2 protein-coding genes are annotated in these 1461 nt (G+C 79.5%); both read left to right on the forward strand.

What is annotated here, in order from left to right:
* A partial coding sequence (locus GTQ99_RS23205) for a hypothetical protein (RefSeq protein ID WP_205708095.1) occupies positions 1–279 on the forward strand: 279 nt, incomplete at its 5' end.
* An 81-nt stretch (positions 280–360) separates the two neighbouring features.
* Complete coding sequence (locus GTQ99_RS23210; protein ID WP_240898002.1) at positions 361–1395, forward strand: ROK family glucokinase; 1035 nt, start codon at positions 361–363, stop codon at positions 1393–1395.
* Positions 1396–1461 lie beyond the last annotated feature (66 nt).

Consider the following 1461-nt stretch of genomic DNA (forward strand, 5'->3'; position numbering starts at 1 on the left):
GCACCCGCCTCCGCGCCGGTCCCCGCGCCGTCCGCGGCCGGGGCGCTGGTGCGCGAGGACGCGGACGGCCAGCTCCTGCTCGACCTCGCCCCGCCCGCGCCGCCGCTGGACGAGGCGGAGGTGGAGCGGATGCTCACCGCCCTGGCCCGCGCCGACGAGCGCGGGGTGCGGGGGCTGGGCAGCCGCCGGGCCAAGGTGGCCGTGGCCGTCGGCGGCGGCGCCGGGCTGACCGCGCTGCTGCTGGCCGCGATGACCGCCCTGGGTGCCCTCGCCGGCTGACCCGGTAGCCTCCCCCGAGGCCGTGCGCGTGCGCGGCCGCCCCGGTCGCGGGGCCGACGTCGCAGGGAGAACCGCACCGGCATGGTCGATCAGCGGGCCGCGGCCCAGGCCGCAGACGCATCCCCGAGCACCACCACCGGTGCCGCCACCGCACCCGTCACGGGCAACGCCGTCGGCGTCGACATCGGGGGCACGAAGATCGCCGCCGGGGTCGTCGACCACCGCGGTGAGATCGTCGCCCAGACCCGGCGCGAGACCCCGGCGCTGCACCCCGACGCCATCGCCGACGCCGTCGCCGACGCCGTGGCCGAGCTGGAGACGACCCACGCCTTCGCCACCGTGGGCGTGGCCGCCGCCGGGTTCGTCGACGCGAGCCGCCGCAACGTCGTCTTCGCGCCCAACCTCGCCTGGCGCGACGAGCCGCTGGCCGCCCGCGTGGAGTCGCGCATCGACCGCCCCGTCGTCGTGGAGAACGACGCCAACGCCGCCGCCTGGGCGGAGTACCGCTTCGGCGGCGGCCTCGACGAGCACGGCCGGGCCGTCGACGACCTCGTCATGCTCACCCTCGGCACCGGCCTCGGCGGCGGGATCGTCGCCGGCGGCCTGCTGCAGCGCGGCGCCAACGGCGCGGCCGCCGAGCTGGGCCACGTGCGCGCCGTCCCCGGCGGGCGGGCCTGCGGCTGCGGCAACGCCGGCTGCTGGGAGCAGTACGTCTCCGGCAACGCCCTCGTGCGCGACGCCCGCGACCTGCTGCGCTCCGGCGACCCGCAGGGCGCCGTGCTGCTGCGCGAGGTCGGCGGCGACCCGCAGGCCGTCACCGGTCCCGTCATCACGCGCCTGGCGCAGGCCGGCGACCCGGGCTGCGCGCGGCTGATCGCCGACGTCGGCCGCTGGCTCGGCGAGGCCGTCGCCAGCTTCGTCGCGGTGCTCGACCCCGAGGTCGTCGTCATCGGCGGCGGCGTCTCCAGCGCCGGGGAGCTGCTGCTGGCTCCCGCGCGGGTGAGCCTGGCCGAGAACCTGTCCGGGCGCACCCACCGCGACCCGCCGCCGCTGCGGACGGCCACCAAGGGCAACGACGCCGGCATCATCGGCGCCGCCGACCTCGCCCGCGCCTGAGCCGGCCGTGGCCACCCCCCGCACCCCGCGCACCCCGCGCCCGGCGCGGGGTGCGCGGGGTGCGGG

Origin of the sequence: Kineococcus vitellinus (genome assembly GCF_009906315.1) — a bacterium.
Lineage (GTDB): Bacteria > Actinomycetota > Actinomycetes > Actinomycetales > Kineococcaceae > Kineococcus > Kineococcus vitellinus.

Coding starts and splice junctions, on each gene's coding strand:
- GTQ99_RS23210 (WP_240898002.1), top strand. CDS start 361: ATGGTCGATCAGCGGGCCGCGGCCCAGGCCGCAGACGCATCCCCGAGC.